At 39.8% G+C, this 18,522-nt stretch carries 18 protein-coding genes; 12 read left to right on the forward strand and 6 right to left on the reverse strand.

The features are described from left to right. Positions 1–38 precede the first annotated feature (38 nt). The 3 genes from GSM42_RS14335 to GSM42_RS14345 all read right to left on the reverse strand — a co-directional run bounded on the left by GSM42_RS14335 (position 39) and on the right by GSM42_RS14345 (position 1,426). Positions 39–266, reverse strand: coding sequence for a hypothetical protein (locus GSM42_RS14335; RefSeq protein WP_160802229.1), 228 nt, complete (start codon positions 264–266; stop codon positions 39–41). Positions 267–411: 145 nt separating this feature from the next. Continuing rightward, complete coding sequence (locus GSM42_RS14340) at positions 412–1,035, reverse strand: PspA/IM30 family protein (RefSeq protein WP_160802230.1); 624 nt, start codon at positions 1,033–1,035, stop codon at positions 412–414. Positions 1,036–1,054: 19 nt separating this feature from the next. Continuing rightward, a complete protein-coding gene (locus GSM42_RS14345; protein ID WP_160802231.1) occupies positions 1,055–1,426 on the reverse strand; it encodes a hypothetical protein in 372 nt (123 codons plus the stop codon). A 303-nt stretch (positions 1,427–1,729) separates the two neighbouring features. Here GSM42_RS14345 and GSM42_RS14350 point away from each other — a divergent pair, with 303 nt between their 5' ends. Further along, the gene (locus GSM42_RS14350; RefSeq protein WP_160802232.1) at positions 1,730–3,109 is read left to right on the forward strand and encodes a glycosyltransferase; all 1,380 of its coding nucleotides are present in this window, start codon (positions 1,730–1,732) and stop codon (positions 3,107–3,109) included. A gap of 282 nt (positions 3,110–3,391) precedes the next feature. Here GSM42_RS14350 and GSM42_RS14355 read toward each other — a convergent pair whose 3' ends face one another. Continuing rightward, a complete protein-coding gene (locus GSM42_RS14355; RefSeq protein WP_160802233.1) occupies positions 3,392–4,468 on the reverse strand; it encodes a tetratricopeptide repeat-containing glycosyltransferase family 2 protein in 1,077 nt (358 codons plus the stop codon). Between the two features lie 105 nt (positions 4,469–4,573). Here GSM42_RS14355 and GSM42_RS14360 point away from each other — a divergent pair, with 105 nt between their 5' ends. After that, positions 4,574–5,185 (forward strand): tetratricopeptide repeat protein, encoded by a 612-nt coding sequence (locus GSM42_RS14360; RefSeq protein WP_160802234.1) that lies wholly within the window; start codon positions 4,574–4,576, stop codon positions 5,183–5,185. On the opposite strand, the gene GSM42_RS14365 is transcribed toward GSM42_RS14360, so the two are convergent. Further along, a complete protein-coding gene (locus GSM42_RS14365) occupies positions 5,180–5,596 on the reverse strand; it encodes a hypothetical protein (RefSeq protein ID WP_160802235.1) in 417 nt (138 codons plus the stop codon). The two genes, GSM42_RS14360 and GSM42_RS14365, sit on opposite strands and share 6 nt — an antisense overlap. A 654-nt stretch (positions 5,597–6,250) precedes the next feature. Between GSM42_RS14365 and GSM42_RS14370 the strand changes: the two genes are divergently transcribed. The 8 genes from GSM42_RS14370 (at position 6,251) to hslU (ending at position 15,313) form a co-directional block, all read left to right on the forward strand. Continuing rightward, on the forward strand, positions 6,251–6,394 hold the full coding sequence (locus GSM42_RS14370) for a hypothetical protein (protein ID WP_160802236.1): 144 nt from the start codon (positions 6,251–6,253) through the stop codon (positions 6,392–6,394). A gap of 157 nt (positions 6,395–6,551) precedes the next feature. After that, positions 6,552–7,712 carry an ADP-forming succinate--CoA ligase subunit beta gene (gene sucC / locus GSM42_RS14375; protein WP_160802237.1) on the forward strand — a complete coding sequence of 387 codons (1,161 nt, stop codon included), beginning with the start codon at positions 6,552–6,554 and terminating at the stop codon, positions 7,710–7,712. Between the two features lie 24 nt (positions 7,713–7,736). Next, the gene (gene sucD / locus GSM42_RS14380; RefSeq protein WP_160802238.1) at positions 7,737–8,642 is read left to right on the forward strand and encodes a succinate--CoA ligase subunit alpha; all 906 of its coding nucleotides are present in this window, start codon (positions 7,737–7,739) and stop codon (positions 8,640–8,642) included. A gap of 62 nt (positions 8,643–8,704) precedes the next feature. After that, positions 8,705–9,790 carry a DNA-processing protein DprA gene (dprA, locus tag GSM42_RS14385; protein ID WP_160802239.1) on the forward strand — a complete coding sequence of 362 codons (1,086 nt, stop codon included), beginning with the start codon at positions 8,705–8,707 and terminating at the stop codon, positions 9,788–9,790. A gap of 174 nt (positions 9,791–9,964) precedes the next feature. Continuing rightward, the gene (gene topA / locus GSM42_RS14390; RefSeq protein ID WP_160802240.1) at positions 9,965–12,037 is read left to right on the forward strand and encodes a type I DNA topoisomerase; all 2,073 of its coding nucleotides are present in this window, start codon (positions 9,965–9,967) and stop codon (positions 12,035–12,037) included. A 1-nt stretch (position 12,038) separates the two neighbouring features. Beyond that, positions 12,039–13,370 (forward strand): FADH(2)-oxidizing methylenetetrahydrofolate--tRNA-(uracil(54)-C(5))-methyltransferase TrmFO, encoded by a 1,332-nt coding sequence (gene trmFO, locus GSM42_RS14395; protein WP_160802241.1) that lies wholly within the window; start codon positions 12,039–12,041, stop codon positions 13,368–13,370. A 21-nt stretch (positions 13,371–13,391) separates the two neighbouring features. Then, positions 13,392–13,931 (forward strand): ATP-dependent protease subunit HslV, encoded by a 540-nt coding sequence (hslV, locus tag GSM42_RS14400; protein WP_160802242.1) that lies wholly within the window; start codon positions 13,392–13,394, stop codon positions 13,929–13,931. 2 nt (positions 13,932–13,933) lie between these two features. After that, a complete protein-coding gene (gene hslU / locus GSM42_RS14405; RefSeq protein WP_160802243.1) occupies positions 13,934–15,313 on the forward strand; it encodes an ATP-dependent protease ATPase subunit HslU in 1,380 nt (459 codons plus the stop codon). A 27-nt stretch (positions 15,314–15,340) separates the two neighbouring features. Here the strand turns inward: hslU and GSM42_RS14410 are convergent, their stop codons facing one another. Further along, complete coding sequence (locus tag GSM42_RS14410; RefSeq protein WP_160802244.1) at positions 15,341–16,549, reverse strand: PIG-L family deacetylase; 1,209 nt, start codon at positions 16,547–16,549, stop codon at positions 15,341–15,343. A 271-nt stretch (positions 16,550–16,820) separates the two neighbouring features. On the opposite strand from GSM42_RS14410, the gene GSM42_RS14415 reads away from it, so the two are divergent. Both GSM42_RS14415 and rpsB read left to right on the forward strand, forming a co-directional pair. Continuing rightward, positions 16,821–17,546, forward strand: a complete 726-nt coding sequence (locus tag GSM42_RS14415) for a tetratricopeptide repeat protein (protein WP_160802245.1) — start codon at positions 16,821–16,823, stop codon at positions 17,544–17,546. Between the two features lie 164 nt (positions 17,547–17,710). After that, on the forward strand, positions 17,711–18,415 hold the full coding sequence (gene rpsB / locus GSM42_RS14420) for a 30S ribosomal protein S2 (protein ID WP_160802246.1): 705 nt from the start codon (positions 17,711–17,713) through the stop codon (positions 18,413–18,415). The last annotated feature ends 107 nt before the right edge of the window (positions 18,416–18,522 follow it).

The following is an 18,522-nucleotide window of genomic DNA, read 5'->3' on the forward strand; positions in this document are numbered from 1 at the left end:
TCTCTTGAAAGTCTGACAATATTTTTCAAAATACATCTTTACAAACGTTTGTTCCGCTGATGGAATGCCTCTAGTTGCTCATGGAAAAACAAGTTAGTATATGGTTGTGCAAACCAATCATTTTGCACATCAAATGCTATACGTATGGAAACAGCTAGACAGTATTGCGAAACCCCAAGCTGTCTGTCTATGTTGCTCGAAGCAACAAAGAACCCTATTTTAACCGTGGGACAGACGGGGTTAGCTTGGTAAGAGGAAGTAGTCATGAAACTACCGTCCCAATAATCCCACAGCTTAGCTGTGTGGAGTGTCAATTCGGGATTTACTTGATATACCGAATGTGGATCATTGCTTGGATGAAGAAATAGAAAAGAAAAAACAGGGGATCAGCAGTCCTCTGTTTTTTCTTTTCTAATCTGTTACTTTACTTGTTTGTAACTTGTTAATACTAAGATCAATCTCATCTAACTCTTCTAACTCGCTTTTGTTTGAAATCTTATTTTTACCACTAAGTGTATTAATTTCATCATATATTCGCTGGAAATCGCTCAAAAATTGTTCGGATTTTAGCGATTGTAATGTTTTTTCGATGCTGTTTTGTGCTTTGGCACGAGCGACTTGTGCTAATAAATTATTTTTCTTATCTTCAAGATCGAGATATTCTCTTTCTAATAGATATAGTTTTTCTTTCAAGTCTCGAATGCCTGATTCTGTCTCTGTTACATAGTTTGTATATTCTTTCATTTTTATCTCATAGTGAGCTTTTTCTGATAGAGCCTTACCTGCTAGTTCTTCTTCCCTAGCTTTGGATGCAATTTGAGCTTGTTTTTCTCGTTTAAGTATCAATAAATGAGCTTCTTCTTGTTGTTTTTTAAAGTTTTCCAGATAGATGAGCTGTTGACTTATTACTTCTTTCACAGTACCAATTTCTTTTTCCATATCTTTTAAGTATTGCTTTAGGATAGATTCTGGATTTTCAATATCGTTCATTACTTGATTGTACGTGCTTTTAAAAAACCTGCGAAAACGACCCATTTTATTTCCCCCAGTATGATTAGTTGTTTTTCTTTTTATCTACAAAAGCCTGCCAATCTGCGTCAAAACTATTGTCAAACGTACGTTTTGGTTTCGAAGTGCCAGCAAAGCTAGTACTTTGTGGTTGGAGTATTTGGTAACCAAAATAGATCAAAGCACCACCAACGAGAATTGCAAAGAGAAAAGGTACATTAAATAGACAGACTACTGCAGCTAACCCTAAATATAAGTAGGCTATGTTTTTTTCTTTTTTCGTGGTAGCATGCTTTAGTTTTTTGGCACCGATAAATGCGAGCCCTCCTAATAGAGCCAAAAGGAAGATAGGCCCAAAATGCCCAAGCAAAACAAATGCACCGATAACAAGTAAACTGATCCCAGCAAATTTCTTCAACGTTTTCCCCTCCCTTGTTGTTATTGCTTTAAGCATACTGAAGTGGAAAGAAAGACAAAACGATCTAAAGGTTTATCTTTCTCTAAGACTTTAGTCGCAGAGGAAAATAGGCTTAGATTATTGCTGATTTCATCCGTAATTCAGTCTGCTAAGTTTGTACCTGCTAGATCGTTATAAAAGTTTCTATGGTGTCTAGGTTCTTTCTTCCACTTTTGGTGAAATGTTTGATTTAATTATTCTTTTTTTGCATTTATCTATTTGTATTGCATATTGTGAACCGAAGAAGAAGGTAGAGGTGATGGCATGTCCAAAAAAACAAGTATTGTGATTTTAACGTACAATCAAGTAGAGATGACAAAACGCTGTATCGATAGTATTCGAGAGCACACACCGGAAAATTATGAACTGATTGTCGTAGATAATCACTCCACAGATGATACGGTTTCTTACTTAAAAGAGCAAAAGGATATTGTTTGTATCTTTAATGATGAAAATCGTGGATTCGCAGGTGGATGTAACCAAGGTATTGAGATTTCAACAGGGGATTATGTATTGTTATTAAACAACGATACAGTAGTGACGTCTGGTTGGCTCAGCAGCATGATTCGTGTAATCGAAAAAGAGAAGGTAGGCTTGGTAGGACCGGTAAGCAATTATGTAAGTGGGGCGCAACAGATATCTGTATCTTATCAAACAATGGAACAATTACCTGCTTTTGCAGATGCCTATACCCAGCAAATGAAAAACAAAGACAAACAAGTTCTACGATTAGTGGGTTTTTGTCTGTTAATCAAACGAGAAGTAATCGAGAAGATTGGTGTATTGGATGAATTGTATGTGAAAGGATCTTTCGAAGATGATGATTACTGTTTGCGTGCCGCTATTGCTGGATACCAACTGCGTATTGCTTTGGATTCATACGTTCATCATGAAGGGCATGTGACGTTTAATAATAATCAAGATTTAAATATTCAACACTTGTATTGGCTAAATAGAGCCAAGTTTATTGAAAAGTGGAATGGAGACATCATCTACTATTTGTTTACAAGACCCGAAATAATCGATATGGTACCTACTGATGCCAAGCGAATACTGGATGTGGGTTGTGCTGCTGGTGCAACTGGTGTAGAACTGATGAATCGTCAAGACTGCCAGATATTTGGAATCGAGTTAAATGAACAAGTTGCACAAATTGCAAGAGGAAACTATGAGGATGTCAGGGTAGGCGATCTTGAAAAGCTAACATTTGAGTATCCAGAAAACTATTTTGATGCGATCGTCTTTGCGGATGTATTAGAGCATTTACGTGATCCATGGGCATTGCTGAAACAGTTTCACCACTATTTACGGCCAGGTGGAACGGTGATTTGTAGTATTCCAAACATTGGTCATGCAGAAGCGTTAATACCTTTATTAAAAGGGGATTTTACGTATGTCCCTGCTGGAATATTGGATCAAACTCACTTACGGTTTTTTACAGCCAAAACAGTTCCAACGTTATTTCCAGATCATTTGTTTCAGATCGAATCCATCGCTCCAAAAGAAATGGGTGTAGAAAAAAATACAGAATTATTTTTACAGGAAGTATCCCATCTAGGAAAAAGATTTGGGATCGAACTCGATCAATTGGCTGAACGAGCGCGAACCTATCAATTATTGGTAAAAGCGAAGAAAAAAATTTAGAGATTCAGATAAAAAACTCACACTTCCTCATTTGCATGCTTGTAGTAAAATATTTGTTCGCTGAGATCAACTCCTGCGGCAATTGGTGAGGGATAAATTATTCAGTACACAGTACTGCTTTTTCAGCATGTGAAGCAAACGATCTGTATGGTGTAAGAGCTTTTGATAACTGGTTGTACCAATTTATTCACGTAATACAACGTATGGGAACTATAAAATACAAAAAGAGTGATGAGAGCATCTCCTTTTGTATTAGCTTCCCGACACTGTATAAGAAAACATTTATTTGGTTTGTAATCTCTCTTCTAAGTAGGTTTTATTGTGTAAGACATGTGGATTGTTAGGTTGATATTTTCGTGCTATTTCGTTATGTTTGTAGGAATTTTCGATATCACCAATACGATCATAACAAACACATAGTTGCAGGTGAGGAAACCAGGTTGAAAAAGAAACGTTTTCTACCGCCATGTGATCACTAGGAGGTTTATATTCAGTAGCAAAGCGATACCAGTAAATTGCTTGTTCGTACTGCTTCTTTTCTAAAAAAAAGTGACCTAATCGACATGCAGCTTCTGCTCTTGGTCGATCATATTGGAATGTCTTTAGAATCCACTCGATTCCTTGCTTGGAAAATCCTAAAGCATTGTAACAATCGACGATATGATAGCAGGCACGAATATTATCTTCGACCCATCCTTGCTCGGTTTCTAAAAATTTATGATAATAGTGGATAGCACGGCTATATTGTTGATGATCTTTGCATTCATTTGCAAAATAAAACAAATCCCGAGGAGAGAATTCATCTCCTCTTCTTAACTTTGCTTCATAAATTTCGATATTTCGATTGCTGTCATGTTCGATAGGAAGGTGCTGGATGGCAACATCGCTATGTTCGATATTTCCTCCAACCGCTAAGTATTCGTGAACAGCACCAATCCATTTAAAATTGCAGGCTCGTTTTACCAAACGATTTCGTCTTAGACTTGTTAATACTTGCCCTTGATTATCAAAAGCAAGTTGGTACTCCATAGACACAGAATCGATAGTTGGGGAAAGATTCTTTTTTAATTGGAGAAATTTTTTGCGATCCTCTTCTTGAATGACATCATCTGCATCAAGCCAGAGAATGTATTCTTTTGTAGCCTGCTGAAAAGAATAATTACGTGCAGCAGCAAAATCATTTATCCATTCAAAGTCAAAAATACGATCTGTGTGTTTTTTTACGACTTCTAAAGTATTATCTATAGAACCTGTATCGACGATATTGATTTCATCTGCGATTCCTTTTACCGACTCCAGACAACGTCCGATGACTTCTTCTTCGTTTTTTACAATCATACATAAACTGATGGAAATCATACGAAAACCCCTCTTTCCCGTGCTCATTCTTCTTATGTCTATGCAGTCTGAGGAGGTAAGGTCACCCGAATTCATGTTATAATGGAATTGGAAGGGGTCGGGAAAATGAAATTATCCAAATTAAAAGAAAAGCTACCTAATTTAACACACTATATGCAATATAATCCTGCACAATTTTTACGGGAACAACCCGTAGATGAAGGGGAATTAAAGGCTGTTTTAGAAGAAGCAAATACATACTTACGTCAAGTTTTGCAAGAACCAAAAGTGGATCCTCAAGTGTTGATCTATCTCTATAGTTATCTCGGGAACGGCTATCGTGTACTATATCAAACGAGTAAAGCAGTGCAATATTTGGAGAAGGCGCTTGATTTGACGAAGCAAGAGGAAGATTTGCAAGGCGAGTTACGTGCGCTTATTCGTTTAGGAGAGGCTTTCAAATACGATGAAAGACATGAAGCTGCTCTCGCGTGTTTTGAGCAAGCATTAGCAATAAGCAGCTACAAAGATTTGGAGAATTATCGGGACTATGCCTTGCAACATATGGGGAAATGTTTGTTGGAGTTAGGAGAATATGAGAATGCGATTCTTCGATTTGAAGAAGCGCTCGATCTACGCAAAAAGAAAAACAACCCTTCTCTTGTTTTAGCAACCGAAACAGCGATTGTTTTGGCGCATATTATTCAAGAAGAAGAGGGGAGTACCCCCAGTTTATAACATATCAGGGTAGTTTGAACGAAAATGCTCTATTACTTCAGGATATATTTCTTCTGTTATATCAACCAATTCGCCATCAAGGAGATAAAAGAAATACAAATTTTCCCTAGACTCTGATTTTGAGTAGTACATACCAACTAATTTTTTCTGAAAAGCAAAGGTAGCTCCAAGAATAACAGGTATCTCCGATTGGTCCTCGGATAAAAGGACTTGGAAAAAATAAGGTTCCAATTCGTCTAATAGCCGTTCCCGATATGTTTCTCCTGGATAACGCAGGGTGAGTGTATCGGGTGTTTCTGTTTCCACTATGTAGATATCTTTTCGTGACTCTTTGTCCCAGATGATGAGAGCGTGTTGGATTTGATGATGAGAAAATACATATTGGTGATCAGTAGCAAATTTTATATTCAAGGGTGATACTCCTTTCAAGTGCGGCGCCCGGTGCTACACAGTTGTGTGGCACCGGGCGCTGGTTCTTCTACACTGCCGAGGTCGGCATCCTTACGGGCGTCCTGCTAGCAGAGCAGAGAACGAATCTCAGAATTCGGAGTACCAGATTTGCGCTCCGTGCTTCCCCGCTCGAACGAGTGGTTTGATGTTGCTGATCTTGTCCGCAGGGATACGGATTTCTTCCTGACCCCGCCTGTTCAGGATGACAACATCCTGCCCCTTCTGAAGAGGGTGAGAGCAGCCGTACACGAAACGGATGCTCGGTGTGGCAGGGCTTCCAGCGGTGTAACCGCCGCGTCCGGTGAAGCGCGCCTCATTGGTGTCAGACAACAGAACTCCCTAACGATAACTGAGATATTTGTATGTAACTAAATTATATTCGAATTATAAAATTTTGCAAAGGATAAACAGTTCGAGGTATAAAGTCTTATTATTATGTGAAATACTTATTTGATTTTTGAAAATATTTCTTGTATATGGTTATATTTATTTAAGAAAGAAAGTGTATGCTAAATAGTGATTAAAAAGTAGGTTATTCTTGGTTTCATAATGAAGATGTTTTTACTCTCTCTTTTTTGGTATACTAAGCCTGTTGTAAGAGAGGAGGGTCCTTTGGTGAGTTCACAAGTACAAACACATGATGATTCCAATGAAAACAAAGAGAATGAATTTCTCGATTTTATCGTATCGGCAGGGGTATTTGGTGGATTGCTCTTCGGCATTTTTATTGTTGCTACGATCATTGAATTAGTGATGTAAGGACACCACGATTAGGTGTCCTTTTTCTCTTGGCAACGATTCACGAATGAGCTATACTTGCAGAGGAGCCAAGGGAAGAAACTAGGCAATTAGTCTTTGTTGCCACTTACATATAAACCCTGATTTGGCTTTTTATCTATGGACTGGAGGATGGAGCATGAACGTACATGAGTACCAAGGAAAAGAAGTGCTAAAGAAATTTGGCGTCCAAGTACCAAACGGATATGTCGCTTTTAATGCAGATGAAGCAGTACAAGCAGCACAATCCTTAGGTGGTAACCTTTGGGTGGTGAAAGCGCAAATCCATGCAGGTGGTCGCGGAAAAGCTGGCGGAGTGAAACTTGCAAAAAGCTTAGATGAAGTACGTGAATTTGCAAATGAATTAATCGGAAAAGTTTTAGTTACACATCAAACAGGTCCAGAGGGCAAAGAAGTAAAACGTCTTCTTATCGAAGAAGGTTGCCCAATTGAGAAAGAATACTATATCGGTGTCGTTATCGATCGTTCTTCCAACTCTGTTGTTTTGATGGGTTCTGAAGAAGGCGGTACAGAAATCGAAGAAGTTGCAGAAAAAACACCTGAAAAAATCTTCAAAGAAGTGGTTGATCCAGCAGTAGGTCTGCTTCCTTTCCAAGCAAATCGCCTTGCTAATCGGATCAATATCCCAAAAGATAAAATCAGAGAAGCTGTGAAATTTATGCTCGCTCTCTATAAAGCTTTTGTAGAAAAAGATTGTGCATTAGCAGAAATTAATCCGCTTGTCACGACGACAGACGGTCGTGTGATGGCACTCGACGCAAAATTAAACTTTGACTCCAATGCATTGTATCGTCAAAAAGATATCGTCGCGCTTCGCGATTTGGATGAAGAAGATGCAAAAGAGATTGAAGCTTCCAAATATGATTTGAGCTATATTGCTCTAGATGGAAACATCGGTTGCATGGTAAATGGTGCTGGACTTGCAATGGCAACAATGGACATCATCAAACATTACAATGGTGACCCAGCTAACTTTTTGGATGTTGGGGGCGGTGCAACTGCTGAGAAAGTGACAGAAGCTTTTAAAATTATTTTGTCTGACGAAAAAGTAAAAGGTATTTTCGTAAATATTTTTGGTGGAATCATGAAGTGTGATGTTATCGCAGATGGTGTCATCCAAGCAGCGAAACAGGTGGAACTCGACCGTCCGCTCGTTGTTCGTTTGGAAGGTACCAATGTGGAATTAGGTAAGAAAATGTTGAATGAGTCCGGTCTTGCAATTGTAGCAGCAGATTCCATGGCTGATGGTGCACAAAAAATCGTCGAACTAGTGAAATAAGGTTGATAGAGAGGAGCATGCAAGGTGAGTATTTTTGTTAATAAAGATACCAAAGTGATCACCCAAGGGATCACTGGTGCAGTAGGTCTGTTCCATACCCAACAAGCGCTTTCGTATGGAACTCAAGTGGTAGGTGGAGTAACCCCTGGTAAAGGTGGTACAACAGTAGAAGGTCTTCCTGTTTTCAATACTGTTGTGGATGCAGTAGAAGCAACAGGAGCTACCGCTTCTGTTATTTATGTAGCAGCTCCGTTTGCAGCAGACGCGATCATGGAAGCAATCGATGCAGAACTTGATCTCGTTGTATGTATCACTGAAGGTATCCCTGTACTCGATATGGTAAAAGTTCGTCGTTACCTGGAAGGAAAGAAAACTCGTCTAATCGGACCTAACTGTCCTGGAGTTATCACTCCTGATGAGTGTAAAATTGGAATTATGCCTGGATATATCCACAAAAAAGGACATGTCGGGATCGTCTCTCGCTCTGGTACTTTGACTTATGAAGCAGTACATCAGCTCAGCACACGTGGTATTGGACAATCTACTGCTGTTGGTATTGGTGGAGATCCCGTAAACGGAACCAACTTTATTGATGTATTGGAAGCATTTGAAAATGATCCGGAAACCAAAGCTGTGATCATGATCGGTGAGATTGGTGGTACAGCTGAGGAAGAAGCAGCAGAATGGATCAAAGCTAATATGACCAAACCTGTTGTTGGCTTCATCGGTGGACAAACAGCTCCTCCTGGAAAACGGATGGGTCATGCTGGCGCGATCATTTCTGGTGGAAAAGGTACAGCTGCTGAGAAAATTGCAACTTTGGAACGCTGTGGCGTTTCTGTAGCATCCACTCCTGCTGTTATCGGCGAAACATTGGTAAACTTATTGGAAGCAAAAGGATTATTGGATGAATTTGTCGTAAAGAGCTAATAGCACAAAAAAGGAACCTATGTTGGGTTCCTTTTTTTCATCTAAAAGAGGGGGCTCTTTTCTTGCTGCGAAAATCATTGATTGCCATCCATCATCTGACTGGAGTTGGTTGGGCGACAATCGGACGTTTGTTTCAATTGGGTTGGGAAGGTGGAAAAATATCAGAGCATATCTTATCTCAGTTACCAGCAAAACCTGCCCAAGTGATTCGGAAAAACTGGTCATCTGCTTATATGGAAAAAGTAATCCAACAACTTGCGCAAAAGCAAATCGATACTATGACTGTTTTCGATGATGATTATCCAGATTTGTTGCGTGATCTGCCTCAAGCTCCATGGGTCTTGTATTTGCTTGGAAATAGAGCTTTGCTGACCTCCAAATGTATTGCCATCGTCGGTACAAGAAAAGCTAGTACATATGGGAAGCGAGTAACAGAGCAACTGAGCAGAGAATTAGCCAATGAGACTTGGACGATTGTGAGTGGAATGGCGGCAGGTATCGATGGGATTGCACACCAGAGTGTGTTAGCGGTTGGAGGTAATACCATCGCTGTTTTGGGAACAGGGATTGATGAAATATTTCCCAGACATCATCATAAGCTATATCACCAGTTGATCCAGTCCGGATTGGTCATTTCCGAGTATCCACCTGGTACGCCCGGACATCCTGGGCTATTTCCTCAACGAAATCGTATCATCAGTGGTCTGTCATTTGGAACAATCGTGGTAGAAGCAGCAGAGCGAAGTGGTTCGTTGATAACTGCAGAGTTTAGCATGGAACAAGGAAGAGAAGTTTTTGCTGTTCCAGGGCCGATTCAGTCACCTGGAAGTAAAGGAACTCTTACTTTGATTCAACAAGGTGCCAAGTGTGTGCAATCCGTAACAGATATTTTAGAAGAACTGCCTGACTGGAGAACGGAGCCATTTACTCAAACGAAGAAAGAGATTGCAGTTACAGTTGATTTGACTAAAATAGAAAAGGAAGTACTTTCCTATCTTACAAATGAGCCACAACAGATAACGGAGTTAATCGAAAAAATGACTGGCAAAATACCGATTAGCGATTTACATACTTCTTTGCTATCCTTAGAAATAAAGGGATGCATTGCACAACTCCCAGGTGCACATTACATAATGAAGAGTTACTGATATGACTTGCCTGATAAACGCAGATAGAAGTTTAGTACACGTTTGTAGATAAGTTTACATTCACTATCTTATCAATTAAAAAATACATACAAGCCTATATCCATTGTTGCACAACTGATGTTTGGTCTGGTATGTTAACTGGTATGAACGAAAGGCGAGGAAGGAGGGCCCCCGATGGCCGACTCGTTGGTGATCGTAGAGTCCCCAGCAAAAGCAAAAACAATTAGCAAATACTTAGGTCGTGGATATATAGTAAAGGCATCTATGGGTCATGTTCGAGATTTACCAAAGAGCCAGTTAGGAGTAGATGTAGATCAGAATTTTCAACCCAAATATATTACAGTCCGCGGTAAAGGCGATGTAATGAAACAGTTAAAAGATGCCAAAAAACGTGTGAAACGCGTTTATCTAGCAGCGGACCCTGATCGCGAAGGAGAAGCCATTGCTTGGCATTTGGCAAATAGCTTAAATATCGATCCAAAAGAAAGTTGTCGGGTAGTTTTTCGTGAAATTACCAAGCAGGCAGTTAAAGACGCATTTAAGCATCCCAGACCAATTAATATGGATTTGGTAAACGCACAACAAGCAAGAAGAATATTGGACAGAATTGTTGGATATAAAATCAGTCCCTTGCTTTGGAAAAAAGTAAAGCGAGGTTTAAGTGCGGGTCGTGTGCAATCGATCGCTGTAAAGTTGGTAATCGATCGAGAGAAAGAGATACGAAACTTTAAGCCAGAAGAATATTGGACGGTCACAGCACACTTGTCTACAGGGAAAGAAACGATTCAAGCACAATTTTATGGATATGAAAATAAGAAGACCGAGTTGAAAAAAGAGGCTGATGTGGAGAACTTATTAGCAGTGATAAAAGGGAAAAGATTTGTCGTATCTGATGTTCGTTTGACAGAGAGAAAACGAAATCCTGCCCTTCCTTTTATTACGAGTACACTGCAGCAAGAAGCAGCGCGTAAGCTCAATTTTCGTCCACAAAAAACGATGGCTATCGCTCAGCAGCTCTATGAAGGTATAGAGCTGGGGAAAGCTGGTAGTGTGGGTCTAATTACTTATATGCGTACAGACTCTACACGTATCAGTGACACTGCGAAAGAAGAAGCAAAAAATTATATACGCCAGACGTACGGAGACTCCTATGTTTCCAAAGGAAGCAAAACTGCTTCAAAGAAGGCAAATGCACAAGATGCACACGAGGCAGTACGTCCTTCTTCTGTTTTAAGAACTCCAACTGATGTTAAGGAGTATTTGAAGCGGGATCAATTTCGTTTATATAAACTTATATGGGAAAGATTTGTTGCTAGTCAGATGGCGCCTGCTATTTTGGATGCAGTGACTGCTGATATACAAGCAGGAGATGCAACATTTCGTGCAACAGGCTCAAAAATTAAATTTCATGGGTTTATGAAGGTATATATTGAGGGAACAGATGAAAAGAAACAGGAAGAAGAAAAATTTCTGCCTGCTCTAGAACCCAAACAAACCTTGACCAAGAAAAAAATAGATCCAAAGCAACATTTTACACAGCCGCCGCCTCGCTATACGGAAGCTAGGCTGGTCAAAACATTAGAGGAAAAAGGGATAGGGAGACCTAGTACCTATGCACCAACACTAGATACGATTCAAAAACGCGGATATGTTCTGATGGAAGATAAACGCTTTGTTCCCTCTGAGCTTGGTGAAATTGTGCTGAATATGATGGAAGAATTTTTTCCGGAGATTTTAGATGTCACCTTTACAGCCCACATGGAAGAAGATTTAGACCAAGTCGAAGAAGGTCAGATCGATTGGGTGAAGTTGCTCGCTCAATTTTATGAGCCTTTTCAAGGTCGTCTATCAGTTGCCGAAGAAGAAATGGCTGAAGTAGAAATTGCTGACGAAGAATCTGATGAAGTTTGTGAGAAATGCGGCAAGGTGATGGTTTACAAGCATGGTCGATTTGGTAAATTTCTAGCCTGTTCAGGGTTTCCAGATTGTCGTAATACCAAAGCAATTGTTAAATCAACCGGCGTAACTTGTCCCACTTGTCATGAAGGAGAAGTAGTAGAGAGAAAAAGCAAAAAGAATCGCTTGTTTTATGGATGTACTCGTTACCCGGAATGTGATTTTGTGTCTTGGGATAAACCAGTACCTCGTCCATGTCCAAAATGTAAGGGAATGTTAGTAGAGAAAAAGAAAAAGAAAGATACATTTATCGTATGCACCCAGTGCGATTACGAAGAGGAGAAAAATTGACATGAATAGCATTACGGTAATCGGTGCAGGGCTTGCAGGTAGTGAAGCTGCTTGGCAAATTGCATCTCGTGGAGTACCTGTTAAACTAATCGAGATGCGGCCTGTTCGCAAAACACCAGCACACCGCGGGGATCAATTTGCGGAGTTGGTATGTAGTAATTCCCTACGAGCAGCAGGGCTTACCAATGCGGTCGGTATATTAAAAGAAGAGATGCGCAAATTCACCTCTTTGATCATGAGAAGTGCTGACCAGCACGCAGTACCTGCGGGCGGGGCACTTGCTGTGGATCGAGAAGCATTTTCTCAGATGATTACCCGTACTTTATCCGAGCATCCTCTCATAGAAGTAGTCAAAGAAGAGGTAACTCAACTGCCAGAAGGTATCACAGTAGTAGCTACTGGACCGCTAACCTCACCTGATTTGTCGGCCAAGTTACAAGCGTTGACTGGAGAAGAATATTTGTACTTCTATGATGCAGCAGCTCCTATTGTAGAGAAAGAAAGCATAGATATGGAAAAGGTTTTCTTGCAATCACGTTACGATAAAGGAGAAGCAGCATACCTCAATTGTCCGATGAGTGAAGAAGAGTTTAACCGCTTTTACGAAGCGCTTATTACAGCAGAAGCAGCACCCTTAAAAGAATTTGAAAAAGAAATCTACTTTGAGGGTTGCATGCCTGTAGAAGTGATGGCAAAGCGAGGAAAGAAAACATTATTATTTGGTCCGATGAAACCAGTTGGTTTAACAGATCCTCGTACAGGGAAACGTCCATTCGCAGTCGTTCAACTACGCCAAGACAACAGTGCAGGAACTTTGTTTAACTTAGTTGGTTTTCAAACACATCTCAAATGGGGTCCACAAAAAGAAGTTCTTCAGTTGATACCTGGATTGGAAAATGCAGAGATCGTTCGCTATGGTGTCATGCATCGAAATACGTTTTTAAATTCGCCAAAATTACTCCATCCCACTTATCAATTCAGAGGCCGTGACGATCTATTTTTTGCAGGTCAAATCACTGGTGTAGAAGGTTATGTGGAATCAGCAGCAGCTGGATTATTAGCGGGAATAAACGCAGCACGTCTTGCTAGAGGTGAAGAACTTGTTACTCTTTCTCCTGCTACTGCCATGGGAAGTTTGGCTCATTACATAACCACGACAGATGCAAAGCATTTTCAACCGATGAATGCAAACTTTGGGCTATTTACACCATTGGATTCTCCCTTGAGAGGCAAAAGGGAGAGGGCAGAGCAATATGCTGAGCGTGCACTGTTAGAAGTAGAAAGTGTATCTACTAAAATCAATGTCCAAACAGAAAAAGAGATCATCACATAATAGATAGGGAGTAGAGATATAATGGAGCAATTTCATGCAACTACTATCTTTGCCATACGCCATAATGGAGAAGCTGCGATAGCTGGTGATGGTCAAGTTACATTTGGTAATCAGATGATCATGAAGCATGGCGCTAAAAAAATTCGCAGGCTTTATCGAGGGCAAGTGGTAGCAGGATTTGCAGGTTCAGTTGCAGATGCTATCACCTTATTTGAAAAATTTGAGGGGAAACTGGAAGAATACCAAGGGTCTCTTACTCGAGCAGCAGTGGAGTTAGCGAAAGAATGGCGTACAGATAAAATGTTGAAATCTTTGGAGGCGATGTTGATTGTCTTGAACAAAGATCAGTTGTTACTCGTTTCTGGTAACGGCGAAGTGATTGAGCCGGATGATGATGTCTTAGCTATCGGATCTGGTGGAAGCTACGCATTGTCTGCTGGTCGTGCGTTAAAACGATATGCTCCTGACTTATCTGCAAAAGAGATCGCGAAAGCCTCTTTGACTATTGCAAGTGAAGTTTGTGTGTTTACCAATGATCAAATCATCGTTGAGGAGGCTTAAAGATGCTTACTCCAAGAGAAATTGTTACAGAGTTAAATAAACATATTGTAGGTCAAGATCAAGCCAAACGTGCAGTTGCTATTGCACTGCGTAATCGATATCGTCGTAGTTTATTACCAAATGATTTGAAAGAAGAAATTGTACCAAAAAATATTTTAATGGTTGGTCCAACTGGAGTTGGGAAAACGGAGATAGCAAGACGCTTAGCAAAATTAGTAGGAGCTCCATTTGTGAAATTGGAAGCAACCAAATTTACAGAAGTAGGATATGTGGGGCGCGATGTGGAATCAATGATTCGCGATCTTTCCGAAACAGCTATTCGCATGGTAAAAGGGGAAAAATTGTCAAAAGTTACAGAGCAGGCAAAAATATTGGCTGACGAGCGCCTTGTGGAACTTTTGGTACCAGATAAAAAACAGTCCACTTCTTTCAAAAATCCTATTGAGATGTTGTTTCAGTCCGGTCAACCAAAAGAGGAACCTACAAAAGAAGAGAATGCATCTATCCGATTGGAACGAAATAAAATGGCTCAACTGCTGAAAAATGGTGAGCTAGAAGATCAGCTCGTAGAGTTAGAAATAGAAGAGCAGATGGGTTCTATGTTTGATATGTTTGCTGGTATGGGCGCGGATCAGATGGGTATGAACATGCAAGAGATGTTTAGCAATATCATGCCGAAAAAGAAGAAAAAGCGACGTCTGCCTGTTCGAGACGCAAGAGAAATTTTGATTCAAGAAGAAGGACAGAAATTGATTGATATGGATCAAGTTATCCAAGAAGCTTTGGAAAGAGTAGAGCAGACAGGGATTATCTTTTTAGACGAAATCGATAAGATAGCAGGGAAAGATAATCATGGACCTGATGTTTCTCGTGAAGGTGTACAGCGCGATATTCTTCCTATTGTCGAAGGATCAACAGTGGTAACAAAATATGGATCTATCAAAACAGATCATATTTTGTTTATTGCAGCGGGAGCATTCCATGTCGCAAAACCATCTGATCTAATTCCTGAACTTCAAGGACGTTTTCCGATCCGCGTAGAATTAAATGATTTGACTACGGAGGATTTTATCCGCATCCTTACAGAACCTAAAAATGCACTTTTAAAACAATATTCTGCTCTGTTAGAAACAGAAGGAATCAAAGTGACATTTACAGAATCAGCTATTCGGGAGATAGCAGATTTAGCTGCTCAGGTAAATAGTCAAACGGAGAACATTGGTGCTAGAAGACTGCATACTATGTTAGAACGACTGTTGGAAGAACTATCTTTTGAAGCTCCTGATATCACATTAGAAGAAATTAAAATAACGCCAGAATATGTGAAAGAGCGATTGGGAAATATCGTTTCAAATCGAGATTTAAGCCAATATATTTTGTAAAAAAAGAAGCCATATAGGCTTCTTTTTTTACTGCGCTGGGGTATGTTGTCTATTTTGGATATTAGCCAGCATGGAGTTAAACTGTGGGGAGACACTGTGATATCCAATAGCAAAAGATTCTACTGCTGGATTCCAAGCTTGATAAACAAATGCAGCCTTTTTAATCCGGAATGCTTGATCTGTATTTGGAGTGACAATAGAACCAACCGTAACTCTTGTCCAGTCATTTCTTGATACATATAAACGAGCATCAACTATACCTTTTTGATTATACAAATCTACCAAGGCTTGTCCACTGAGTGCATGTGATAACGAGCCATCATGTTGGGACATCGCTTTATGACTTGCTCCTGGATATTTTTGTTCATATTCCAACACCAAAGTTTTGAGTTCATCCAATGTTAATGTTCCATCTTCAGAAAGATTGCGAATATGAATATTTTCTGCTTTTACACCTAATTGCATGAGAGCAGATTTTAATTCATTGTTTCTTGCCTCCGAAAACTTCTGATTATCAATTTGATTATATCCTTCTGTTACAGGATTATGTGTGCCGCCCCACCAGCTGGAGCCTACTTCTCCATTCAATATTCTTTGAGCAACCGATCCAGCACCATCAGTGTATAGGACTGCTATTACTTCTCTTCCAGCATCTAAGTGCTGGGTAATCGCAACTCCCATCGAAAGAGTTTCATCATCTTGGTGAGGGAGATAAAAAATAGCAGGTGGTGTGCTTGTTATTTTGGAAGATGGTGCTGATGTTTTGGGGGAAAGGGATTGAATGCTTTTTGGAGTTTCAGGTTGTGTAACAACTATGAATGTCCCCCCTCCTTTTACCTCTGCCGTTATGAGGTTTTTCTCAGCATCATAGGTTTGATTTTCTACTCGGAAGTAACCAGCTTCTTCTTCACCAGAGGATATATATTGGAACATCTCTGCTTTTTTGCTATCTTTTTTTACAGGGATTTTTAAAGTATAAATTAACTGTTTATCAGTGGATTTAATTTCAAATTTCATATCCTCTCCCATTTTCAATGCTTTGAGGTTACTGGGACGAATCGAAAATTTCTTACTTACATCTCCCGTTCCTTTTACAGTACCAGTTATTTTCCACTGGTTGCTTGGGATGGAAGAGCTTTTTTTAGTTGTTGATTTGGCAGAAGTAATAGACCAGTTAGGGAAGGATAAGAAAGAAAGACAAAATAGGATGAGCACTGCTAATTTTAATTTTCTCAATTTCGTACACGTTCTCCTTTGTTTTAGCATGATGTATAAACACGTGTCACATAACTCTATTTTAATAAATCGTTGCTATTTTTGTCTTGTGACAAAAAACGGAATGACCGATTAATAGGTCAAAGTGCTCTATTCTATTGTGGAGTTCGCTAAAAACAATAAAAAAGGAAAACACCTTATTCTATGATTTTCATCTATTTGTCTACCATTTTCTCTTTATTTGTGATAATAATATTTGTTGTAATAATGCTGATAAAGGGGTTGGAGATACATGAGTGATCAATCAAACTTGAGTGCAACACCAAACTTCGATGGACAAAGCATGTCCAAAGGGGAGAAATTACTACGTAAATCTGCCGAAATGGGTAATGTAAAAGCTATGCATAATTTGGGCTGGCGTTTGTTAGATGGCGCTGGTTTACCTCATAATGAACAAGAAGGAGAAATGTGGTTAAAGAAAGCGATCTCTCTTAACTACGACCCTGCTTTAAGTGCACTTGGCTGGAGACTTTTAGATGGAAAAGGAATTACGCAAAATATTGCAGAAGGAGAACGGTTGCTTCGTGAAGCTGCGGGCAAAGGCAATACTTATGCAATGTGCTCTCTAGCTTGGGCTATTTTAAAGGGAACACTGCCAAACGGCAATTTATCTGAAGCAGAGACTTTGTTGACCAGAGCTGCGGAAGGTGGAAATCTTGATGCGATGGATAGTTTAGGGTGGCGCTATCTAGATGCAAGTGGTTTTCCATACAATCAAGAACTCGGGGAGTATTGGCTGAAAAAAGCTTCTGAGGCAGGTAGTGCAGAATCTATGTACCAATTGGGCTGGCGTTTAGTAGAAGGATTCACTTTGCCATATAATGAAGCAGAAGGCATCATCTGGTTGGAAAAAGCATGTGATGCTGGGCACACTCATGCAATGTCTTACTTAGGAAACCTCTTACTAGATAAAGAGGAGTTTGCTCAAAAATCTTCAAATCCAGGTAATTTACATTAAGTTACAAACATAATCCTTGCAAGCTATTTGCTTTGTATGATATATTCGACATTGGTGTAAAACACACACGCCAAAGGAGTGAGCAGTGGTGCCAAAGATAACCTTTGGTTGCTGATTCTCGATGATCCTTGGCGGAGGATAAAAACCATAAGGGGGCTGAATTCATGGCAGTCGTATCCATGAAACAACTATTAGAAGCAGGTGTTCACTTCGGTCATCAGACACGTCGCTGGAACCCTAAAATGAGTCGTTTTATTTTTACCGAACGTAACGGTATCTACATTATTGATCTGCAAAAAACAGTGAAAATGATGGAACAAGCATACCAATTTGTACGTGATCTATCTCGTGATGGTGGAAATGTACTATTCGTTGGAACGAAAAAACAAGCACAAGAAGCAGTAAAAGATGAAGCTATTCGTTCTGATATGTTTTTTGTGAATCATCGCTGGTTAGGTGGAACATTGACCAACTTTGGTACCATTCAAAAACGTATCCAACGCCTTCATGAATTAGAGCGTATGGAGGAAGACGGTACTTTTGAAGTACTACCTAAAAAAGAAGTTGTTCTCTTGAAAAAAGAACACGCTCGCTTGGAGAAATTTCTAGGCGGCATTAAACATATGAAAAAACTTCCTGATGCAATCTTTATTATTGATCCACGTAAGGAACGCATTGCTGTTGCAGAAGCACGCAAATTAAACATTCCAATCATCTCTATTGTAGATACAAATTGTGACCCAGATGAAGTAGATTATGTGATTCCTGGTAACGATGATGCTATCCGCGCTGTACGTCTGTTTACTGCTAAAGTCGCTGACGCGATTATTGAAGGAAGACAAGGCGAACAACAAAGTTCAGCTTCGTAAGTTTTTATTTGCGTAGGGGTGGTACATCCACCCCTTTTTGTTAGAAATTCTAAGTAAATTGTGTTTATCGTGTGGGCAACTGCCCATCAAAGTAACCTTTAATTGAT

The organism is Shimazuella alba, from assembly GCF_009831235.1.
GTDB lineage: Bacteria > Bacillota > Bacilli > Thermoactinomycetales > Thermoactinomycetaceae > Shimazuella > Shimazuella alba.

Bases quoted from the DNA above. Each gene is read 5' to 3' on its own strand.
- GSM42_RS14335 (WP_160802229.1), bottom strand. From the start codon at position 266: ATGACTACTTCCTCTTACCAAGCTAACCCCGTCTGTCCCACGGTTAAA.
- GSM42_RS14340 (WP_160802230.1), bottom strand. From the start codon at position 1,035: ATGGGTCGTTTTCGCAGGTTTTTTAAAAGCACGTACAATCAAGTAATG.
- GSM42_RS14350 (WP_160802232.1), top strand. From the start codon at position 1,730: ATGTCCAAAAAAACAAGTATTGTGATTTTAACGTACAATCAAGTAGAG.
- GSM42_RS14355 (WP_160802233.1), bottom strand. From the start codon at position 4,468: ATGATTTCCATCAGTTTATGTATGATTGTAAAAAACGAAGAAGAAGTC.
- GSM42_RS14360 (WP_160802234.1), top strand. From the start codon at position 4,574: ATGAAATTATCCAAATTAAAAGAAAAGCTACCTAATTTAACACACTAT.
- sucC (WP_160802237.1), top strand. From the start codon at position 6,552: ATGAACGTACATGAGTACCAAGGAAAAGAAGTGCTAAAGAAATTTGGC.
- topA (WP_160802240.1), top strand. From the start codon at position 9,965: ATGGCCGACTCGTTGGTGATCGTAGAGTCCCCAGCAAAAGCAAAAACA.
- trmFO (WP_160802241.1), top strand. From the start codon at position 12,039: ATGAATAGCATTACGGTAATCGGTGCAGGGCTTGCAGGTAGTGAAGCT.
- hslV (WP_160802242.1), top strand. From the start codon at position 13,392: ATGGAGCAATTTCATGCAACTACTATCTTTGCCATACGCCATAATGGA.
- hslU (WP_160802243.1), top strand. From the start codon at position 13,934: ATGCTTACTCCAAGAGAAATTGTTACAGAGTTAAATAAACATATTGTA.
- GSM42_RS14415 (WP_160802245.1), top strand. From the start codon at position 16,821: ATGAGTGATCAATCAAACTTGAGTGCAACACCAAACTTCGATGGACAA.
- rpsB (WP_160802246.1), top strand. From the start codon at position 17,711: ATGGCAGTCGTATCCATGAAACAACTATTAGAAGCAGGTGTTCACTTC.